At 76.6% G+C, this 8,179-nt stretch carries 7 protein-coding genes and 1 pseudogene; 2 read left to right on the top strand and 6 right to left on the bottom strand.

Features of this window, described 5'->3' with window-relative positions; all coding sequences use genetic code 11:
- From crtI to idi, 4 genes are all read right to left on the bottom strand, one after another.
- A partial coding sequence (gene crtI / locus IDM29_RS12745; protein ID WP_188037591.1) for a phytoene desaturase family protein occupies window positions 1-860 on the bottom strand: 860 nt, incomplete at its 3' end.
- A complete protein-coding gene (locus tag IDM29_RS12750; protein WP_182112349.1) occupies window positions 857-1,735 on the bottom strand; it encodes a squalene/phytoene synthase family protein in 879 nt (292 codons plus the stop codon). The genes crtI and IDM29_RS12750, both read right to left, overlap by 4 nt.
- Window positions 1,708-2,880 carry a polyprenyl synthetase family protein gene (locus tag IDM29_RS12755; RefSeq protein WP_182112350.1) on the bottom strand — a complete coding sequence of 391 codons (1,173 nt, stop codon included), beginning with the start codon at window positions 2,878-2,880 and terminating at the stop codon, window positions 1,708-1,710. Before IDM29_RS12755 ends, IDM29_RS12750 begins: the two co-directional genes overlap by 28 nt.
- Window positions 2,877-3,413: an isopentenyl-diphosphate Delta-isomerase gene (idi, locus tag IDM29_RS12760; RefSeq protein WP_182112351.1), complete on the bottom strand. Its 537-nt coding sequence runs from the start codon at window positions 3,411-3,413 to the stop codon at window positions 2,877-2,879. Before idi ends, IDM29_RS12755 begins: the two co-directional genes overlap by 4 nt.
- Before the next feature lie 212 nt (window positions 3,414-3,625).
- On the opposite strand from idi, the gene IDM29_RS12765 reads away from it, so the two are divergent.
- Complete coding sequence (locus IDM29_RS12765) at window positions 3,626-4,369, top strand: glycosyltransferase family 2 protein (RefSeq protein ID WP_182112352.1); 744 nt, start codon at window positions 3,626-3,628, stop codon at window positions 4,367-4,369.
- Here IDM29_RS12765 and IDM29_RS12770 read toward each other — a convergent pair.
- Entirely contained in the window at window positions 4,302-4,889 is a 588-nt protein-coding gene (locus IDM29_RS12770) for a hypothetical protein (protein ID WP_182112353.1), read from the bottom strand. The two genes, IDM29_RS12765 and IDM29_RS12770, sit on opposite strands and share 68 nt — an antisense overlap.
- 49 nt (window positions 4,890-4,938) lie before the next feature.
- On the opposite strand from IDM29_RS12770, the gene IDM29_RS12775 reads away from it, so the two are divergent.
- Window positions 4,939-5,679, top strand: a complete 741-nt coding sequence (locus tag IDM29_RS12775; protein ID WP_188037592.1) for an SDR family oxidoreductase — start codon at window positions 4,939-4,941, stop codon at window positions 5,677-5,679.
- 7 nt (window positions 5,680-5,686) lie between these two features.
- Here IDM29_RS12775 and IDM29_RS12780 read toward each other — a convergent pair.
- Window positions 5,687-8,179: pseudogene (locus tag IDM29_RS12780) on the bottom strand (hypothetical protein); the annotation flags it as partial.

The following is an 8,179-nucleotide window of genomic DNA, read 5'->3' on the forward strand; positions in this document are numbered from 1 at the left end:
GCCCGCGCCGCGGCCGCGAGCACGGCCGTCCCCCGCCCGCCGTCGGTGGGTGCGGCGGCCCGGGTCGTGATGGCCGTGGCGCGGGCGCCGGTCCGCACGTCGGCGCCCTCGGCGACCGCGAGCCCGTGGACCGCCTCGATGAGGCGGGTGAACCCGCCCTGCGGGTAGAGCACGCCGTCGGCCAGGTCGAGGCGGCTCATGAGGTGGTACATCGACGGCGTCAGCCGCGGCGCCGAGCCGAGGAACACGGCCGGGTAGCCGAGCACCTGCCGCAGCCGCGGGTCCCGGAACCGGGCGCCGACGTGGTCCTCCAGCGAGCGGGTCAGCAGCGCCGCCAGGCGCGGCAGGCGCGTGACGACGTCACGGTGGGCCAGCGGCCGCAACGACGCGTAGGTCGTGTAGAGGAAGTGCCGCAGGGCCATCGCGTAGGTGTCCTCGGCGACCTCGAGGTACGCCTCGAGCGCCGCGCCGGCACCGGGCTCGAGGTGCTCGAACAGCGCGACGTTCGCCGCCCGGTCGGCGGCGACGTCGAGGGTCCCCGCGCCCTCGAAGTACACGCGGTACCCGGGGTCGAGCCGCACGAGGTCGAGCTGCTCCGCGGCCGATGTGCCGAGCAGCCGGAAGAAGTGGTCGAACACCTCCGGCATGAGGTACCAGGACGGCCCCGTGTCGAAGCGGAACCCGTCCGCGGCCCACGACCCGGCACGCCCGCCGACGGCGTCGCGCGCCTCGAGCACCGTCACCTCGTCGCCCTCGCGCGCGACGAGCGCCGCGGTCGCGAGCCCGGCGATCCCCCCACCGATGACGACGACGCGCCGCGGACCCGGCCCCCCGGCGGTCCGCCGACGCGTCGTCGTCACCGCGCCACCGGGAGCAGGGCCCCGGCCGCGACGCGCGCCTTGACCGTGGCCGGGACGCGCACACGCGTGTGCGAGATCCGGACGGCAGGCGTGCGCTCCAGGCGCCGCGTGAGCTCGGCGAAGAGCCCGTACGCGAGCGCGACGGCTCGCCGGGCGGACGGCGGCAGCCCGGGAAGGGCCTGCGCGGCCAGGCGCAGGTCCGCGTGGATGTCGGCGAGGATCGCCGCCTTCTGCGCCTCGGTCAGGCTCGCGGGGTCGACGTCGACGAAGTACCGCCGGCCGAGCCGCTCGCTGTCGTCCGCGAGGTCGCGCAGGAAGTTGATCTTCTGGAACGCCGCACCGAGGGCGCGGGCGCCGGGTGTGAGCCGCGCGTACGCACGCTCGCGCCCCGGTTCGGGCAGGTCGAGGAGGAACACGCGCAGGCACATGAGCCCGACGACCTCGGCGGAGCCGTACACGTAGTCGCGCAGGCTGTCGGCGTCGTGCACGGTGCGGTGCAGGTCCGTGCGCATCGACGCGAAGAAGGGCCGGGTCAGCTCGGTGCCGATCCCCGCCTCGGCCGCGGTGCGCGCGAACGCGTGGACCAGCACGTTGGTGCTGTAGCCGCGGGCGACGGCGCGGTCGGTCTCGGCCTCGAGGTCGTCGAGCAGGGCCTGCGCGACGCCGGCCGCCCCGGCCTGCGTCGCGGCGCCGTCGACCACCTCGTCCGCGAGCCGCACGAGGGCGTAGACGGTGCGGATGCGGGTGCGCGCGGGCTCGCTCAGCAACCGGGTCGCGAGCCCGAAGCTCGTCGAGTACTCGCGCACGACGACGCCGGCGGCCCGCTCGGCCACGGTGTCGTACAGGCTCAGCCGGTCTGTCGGTCGGTGCTGCACCGGGCCTCCTCGACGTGCCGTCCGACGTCACGCAGCGCGCGCTCGACCTGTGCCGCGACGGCCGCGACGACGTGCCCCGCGCCCGCGGGCAGCGAGCCGTCCGAGGACCGCGCGGCGACGAGCGCGAGGTCCGCGCTCACCGCGTCGGCGACCATCGCGGGGGCGACCGAGCGCGCGAGCGCCCGTCGCAGCCGCGCGGCGGTCACCTGGTCCAGGTCGGGACGGCCGACGTGGTCCGCGAGATCGGCCCACACGGGCAGCTCGCGCGCGTGGATCATCAGCGGCGTGCGCTTGCCCTCCCGCAGGTCGCTCAGGTTGCTCTTGCCCGTCTCGGACTCGGGCGCGAAGACGCCGAGCAGGTCGTCGACGAGCTGGAACGCGCGCCCGAGCAGGCGGCCGACGTCGTCCAGCTCCTCCTGCACCGCGGTGCTCGCCCCCGCGACGATGGCGCCGGCCCGCAGCGGGGCGCGGAAGGAGTACATCGCCGTCTTCGACTCCGCGACGCGCATCGACTCCTCGAGGGTCGGCTCCTGGAGCCCGAGCCCGAAGGCCGTGTCCGCCAGCTCGCCGCCGGCCGAGACGAGCAGCACCTCCTCCAGCAGGTCGCGCAGCGCGTCGCGCTGCGCCACCGGCAGGTCGGCGCCGCCGATCAGGCGGTGCGCCTGGCTCAGCGCGAGGTCTCCCGCCAGGACGGCCGCCGCCTCCGACCACCGGTCCGCCAGGGGGGCGGCGTTGCCCGCCGCGAGCGCCTCGCCCCGCATGGTCGCCGCGAGGTTCGGCTCGCCGCGGCGGACCGAGTCGTGGTCGATGAGGTCGTCGTGCACGAGGAAGGCGGTGTGGAGCATCTCGAAGCCGGCGCCCACGCTGACCGCCGCCTCGGGCTGGTCGCCGCCCAGCCGCGCGTGCAGCCGCACGACGATCGCCGAACGGAAGCGCTTGCCGCCGCGCACGCTGCGCGCGATCTCCGACCACAGCCGCACGTAGGCGGGACCGAACGACTCCGCGCGGTCGAGCGCCGCGCTGAGCACGCCGTCGAGCAGTCGGTCGACGGGCAGGGTGACGTCGCGCAGGTCGGCCAGGACGTCGGGGCCCGGCACCGGTCCGGCACGGGTCCCGGTCGCGCGGCCCGTGCTGGTGGCGGTCATGGCCGGCTCGCGGCGAGGATCGGCAGCTGCGCCGCCGAGCTGACGAGCCACGGGCTGAGCGCCCACGGCGCCGCGTCGACCGCCCGCCGCAGCGCGTCCGTGGTGACCCAGGCGACGTCCATGACCTCGTCGGGGTTCGGCGCCGGCTCGCCGAGGGCGCGCGCGGTGTAGATCGGGCAGATCTCGTTCTCGACCACGCCCGACGCGTCGGTCGCCCGGTACCGGAAGTCGGGCACGACCAGCTCGAGGTCCGTCAGCTCGAGCCCGAGCTCGAAGGCGGCCCGGCGGCGGACCGCGTCCTCGATCGCCTCGCCCGGTCCCGGGTGACCGCACACGCTGTTGGTCCACACGCCGGGCCAGGTCTTCTTGCTCAGCGCTCGGCGCGTGACGAGCACGGTCCCCTCCGGGGACAGCACGTGGCAGGAGAAGGCGAGGTGCAGCGGCGTCCGCGCGGTGTGCACGGTGGCCTTGTCGGCGGTGCCCAGGCGGGTGCCGTCGTCGTCGAGCAGGATGACGCTCTCGGTGGTCGTCATGCGGACCCTCCCCCTCGGAGGTTCGCCGGCGGTCACGTCGGGGACGGCTGACTGCTGGATCGGGTGGTCTGTACTCGAAGATCGACTCGGCCGTGGGACCGGGTCGCGAGATGCTCAGCATGCTGAGCATATTCACGAGTGCGGGTTTCCGCCTCAGGAGCGCGTCGTCAACCATGGTGGTCCACAGAGTCGCCCTGGGCGAGAGGAGAACGATGGCCGATCGGCCGCGTCTGTCCGTCGTGGTCCCCGTGCGCGACGACGCACCGGCGCTGCGGCGCTGCCTCGCCGCGCTCGGGGCCCAGACCGAGCCGGCGTTCGAGGTCGTCGTCGTCGACAACGGCTCGCGGGACGACGGCGCCGCCGTCGCCGCGGCGCACGGCGCGCGGGTCGTCACCGAGCCCGTGCGCGGGATCCCCGCCGCGGCCGCCGCGGGCTACGACGCGGCGCGGGGCGACGTCGTCGTGCGCCTCGACGCGGACACCGTCGTCCCGCCGGACCTGCTCGCCCGGGTGGCCGACGCGTTCGCGGCGGACCCCGCGCTCGACGCCCTGACCGGGACGGGCCGCTTCTACGACGTCGGGCCGGTGCGGGCGGCGGTCGTGGGGCGCCTGTACCTGGCGGCGTACTACGTCCTCATGCACGCCGCGATGGCGCACCCGCCCCTGTGGGGGTCGGCGATGGCCGTGCGTCGTGACGCGTGGGTGGGGGTGCGCCACCTCGTCCACCTGGACCCCGAGATCCACGACGACGCCGACCTCGCGTTCGCGCTCGGGCCGACCGCGACCATCCGCTACGACCCGTCGCTGGTCGTCGACGTCTCGGGCCGGTCGCTCGTGGGCGCGCACCAGACGTCCCGGCGCTTCGCCCGGGCGTTCCGCACGCTCGCGCTCAGCTGGCGGCGGATCCCGCCGTGGACGCGGTGGGCGATGCGGCTGCGCGCCGCGCCCACGCCCTGAGCGCAGCGCCCGCGACCACCGAGCCGAACCCGCCGATGGCCATGTCCTCGATGGTGTCCGCGTACTCCACGAAGATCGTCGCGTCGATGTGCTTGTTGCCGAGGTACTCCGCCATCTCCCACAGCGCGCTCAGCGCGAGCCCGAGCGCGCCCGTCACGACGACGACGCCGCGCGGGCCCGCCGGTCCGCGCGGGTCCGGCACCGCGCCGACGTGCGCGAGGACCAGGTAGCCGACGGCCGCCACGAGGCCGGTCGCGACGAGGTGCAGCGCGAGGTCCGACCACCACACCGCCCGGTAGACGTCCAGCGCACCGCACCAGGCCGCGACGATCAGCGCGATGCCGTACGCGGCGTCGAGCGGCTGCGGCACCCCGGCCAGGCGCGGGATCGTGAGGCCGCCGACGACGAGCGCGAGGAGGGCCGCGTCGACCGGGCCGCGCCAGACCAGCGCGACGACGAGGCTGACCAGTCCCGCGAGGCGCACGAGGTCCGCCGGGACCGGACGGGTGCGCGCCGGCATGACCGCCACTCTAGGTGCGGGCCGCGGACCCGCCACCTAGCGTGGCGCCATGCGCATCGTCATCGCCGGTGGCCACGGTCAGATCGCCCTCCGCCTCACCCGCCAGCTCGCGGCGCGCGGCGACGAGGTCGTCGGCCTCGTCCGCAACCCGGACCACATCTCCGACATCGAGGCCGCGGGCGGTCACGGCCTGGTGCTCGACCTCGAGCACAGCTCGCTCACCGAGGTGGTCGGTGCGCTCCAGGGAGCCGACGCCGTCGTCTTCGCCGCGGGCGCGGGGCCGGGCTCGGGGGCGGCGCGCAAGGACACCGTCGACCGGGGCGCCGCGGTCCTGCTCGCCGACGCCGCCGAGGCGGCCGGCGTCCGCCGCTACCTGCTGGTCTCCTCGATGGGCGCCGACCGCCCGGACCAGGCGCCCGACGAGGTCTTCGGGGCCTACCTGCGCGCCAAGGCCGCGAGCGAGGCGGATGTGCGGGCGCGCGAGGCGCTCGACTCGACGATCCTGCGCCCGGGCGGCCTCACGGACGACCCGGGCACGGGCCGGGTCCGCCTCGAGCCGTCGGTGCCGCGCGGGCGCGTCACGCGCGACGACGTCGCCGCGGTCCTGGTCGCGCTGCTCGACGAGCCGTCGACGGCCGGGCTCACGCTCGAGCTGGTCCAGGGTGAGGACCTCGTCGACGCGGCGGTGCAGGCCGCGGGCCGCGGCGAGCCCGGCGACGCGTCCGCGCACGCGATCGAGGCGGAGGCCGCGGCGGTGCGCCCGCGCGGCCGCCACCGGGCGGAGGACTGACCCCCGATCAGGACCCGGCGACGCAGGGCGCGACCCGCTGCCACCCCACGGCCCACTGCGGCGGCAGGAAGTTCCCGATGCGCGAGGTCGCGCGCCAGTTGTAGCCGCCGTAGGACACGACGTCGCCCCGCCGGTAGTCGCCGCCCCACTCCCACGCGTCCGCACACGTCTGCGGCGGTGCGGGCCGGACCACGATGCTCACCGTCGACTCGTGCACGGTCCCACCGGCCTGGGAGAGGCGGATGCCGACGACCAGGGTCTGCGGGCTGTCGACCTGGCCGCGGAGCGGGAGGGACGCCGTCACGGTCCCGCCCGCGGGCGGTGCGACGTCGCTGGCGCAGACGAGCGGCGCGGACGTCGAGCAGGTCCAGCCGGTCTCGGACGACGTCTCCGGCACGAGGCCGGCCGGTAGGTCGACCGTCAGCCGTGCCGGCAGACCGGCGGTGCCGAACCCCGTGTTCGAGACGCTGACGTCCAGGCTCGCGGCCTGCTCGCCGACGATGGCCGCCGGTGTGAGGGACGCCGTCGCGGAGAGCACGGCCGGCGGCGGGACGAGGCGCACGTCACGCGGCGGCGGCGTGTGGGCGGTGTCCGTGCCCGTGAAGGTGACGGTCACCGGCCGCGACACCGGCGTCGCCACGGCGCTGCGGACACCGATCGCCAGCGGGACGGTGGTGCCGCCCTCGACCCGGACCGTGCGCGTGTAGGTCCCGCCCGCGCCGCCCTGCCAGCCCGAGGCGTCCACCGCGACCATGCCGTCCGGCAGCGTGAGGCTGACGGCGACGTCGTCGCCCAGGAGCCCGCTGTTGGCGACCGTGAGCGCGAGAGGGCTCGTGTGGCCGACCTCGTCCGGCACGGTCAGTGCCGAGGTCGTGAGGTCGGTGCGCGCGACCACGAGGTCGAACGAGGCGGGGACGTCCTGCGCGCCGTCGCGGACGGTCGCCGCCAGGGCGTGGCTGCCGCCGGGGACCGTCGGCGGGACGCTGAGGGGGAACGTCGCGCGCCCGTCCGCCGGCACCGCGACGTTCGCGGCGGTGCACGACGTCGAGCCGTCGTCGGCCGGCGCGGCGCAGGCCCAGCCGCTCGCCGCTGGCTGCACGTCCCGCGGCAGGACGACGTCCACGTCGGGCCGACCGTCGGTGCCGCCCGGGTTGGACAGGACGAGGGCCGCCTGGACGGTGCCGTGCGCGTGGGGCGGCTGCTCGAGCGTCAGCGCGTACTGCGCGGGGGCCGAGCGGATGTCGAGGTGGGTGTCGATCTCGCGCACGCCGGACTGGCCGGGGATGCGGGCGCTGACGCTCACGGTCGCGTCGTCGTGGACGTGGTTGCGCAGGTCCGGGTCGGCCGCGGCGTCCAGGACGAGCGGGACCGCACCGGCGCCCGTGGCGGAGCCGCGCGGGAGGGCGGCGAGGGAGCAGTCCAGCCGGTAGTCGTCGAGCGGGTCGGCGTCCTCGGCCGGGGCGCAGGCCCAGGGCGCGCGGGCGGTCGCGGTGACGCTCGGGGGCAGGACCACCGTCGCGGCGGCGGGCGCGGTGGTGCGGCCGGCGTTGTGGACGGGGACCGTGATCACCGCGGGTGTCCGGGAGACGAGGACATCGGGCGCGTCGATCGCACCGAGCGCGAGGACGGCGGGCGCCGACGCCACGCGCGCGGGTATCACCGCGAACTCGGGCGCGGTCCCGCGCCCCGGCGTCCAGGTGCGGATGCCGACCCCGAGGTCGCGCGCGCCGTCGACGTCGTCCTCGACCGTGACGGACGCGCGGAGCGTCGTGGTGGACCGCGCGGCGACACCCTCGAGCGTGCAGCGAGCCGTCGTGGCGTCGAGCACGTCGCAGGTCCAGTCCGTCCCGGTCACGGCCGAGCGCGACCGACCGCCGCCGTCCACCGTCGCGGGCAGTGCCGAGACGGACCACTCGACGCCCACGTCGAAGCGCAGCTCGGTCGCCACGGTGCCGCCGTACGCGCCGCCGGCGTTGCCGACCGACAGGACGACCTCCGTCGGCACGCCCGCGGTCAGCACGACGTCGGTCGGCGACGTGACGGTGATGTCGGGTTCCGGCTCCGGTTCCGGCTCGGGTTCCGGCTCGGGCTGAGGTTCGGGTCCGGGCTCCGGCCCGGGCTCGGGCTCGGGCTCGGGCTCGGACGACGGCGCGGGCGTCTGCCGGACGCCGGGGTCCCGGTCGGAGGCACCGCCCGACGGCGCAGATCCCGCGTCGACGGGCTCGTCGGGCTCCGTCCCCGGCGGGATGGCCGTCGGGTCCGTGCCCGGGTCACCCTCGGGCTCGTCGGCACCCGGGGTGGGCTCGACGCCCTCCGGGGCCGGCTCGTCCGTGGGCTGCTGCGTGGCGGTGCCCGCCGCCCGGGGCGTCGATCCCGGCTCGTCCGAGAACACCCCCAGGGCACCGGCCACGGCCAGCGCCCCGGCCACCACGGCGCCCACCGCCGCGAGCCCGAGGGCGGCGCCGCCGGGCAGGGCCGCGAGCACGCCCACCAGGCCCCC

This window comes from Actinotalea sp. JY-7885 (genome assembly GCF_014525465.1).
Taxonomy (GTDB): domain Bacteria; phylum Actinomycetota; class Actinomycetes; order Actinomycetales; family Cellulomonadaceae; genus Actinotalea.

What these genes read in the sequence shown, in the direction of transcription:
- IDM29_RS12755 (WP_182112350.1), bottom strand. Translation starts at nt 2,880, where the DNA reads ATGACCGCCACCAGCACGGGCCGCGCGACCGGGACCCGTGCCGGACCG.
- IDM29_RS12775 (WP_188037592.1), top strand. Translation starts at nt 4,939, where the DNA reads ATGCGCATCGTCATCGCCGGTGGCCACGGTCAGATCGCCCTCCGCCTC.
- idi (WP_182112351.1), bottom strand. Translation starts at nt 3,413, where the DNA reads ATGACGACCACCGAGAGCGTCATCCTGCTCGACGACGACGGCACCCGC.
- IDM29_RS12770 (WP_182112353.1), bottom strand. Translation starts at nt 4,889, where the DNA reads ATGCCGGCGCGCACCCGTCCGGTCCCGGCGGACCTCGTGCGCCTCGCG.
- IDM29_RS12765 (WP_182112352.1), top strand. Translation starts at nt 3,626, where the DNA reads ATGGCCGATCGGCCGCGTCTGTCCGTCGTGGTCCCCGTGCGCGACGAC.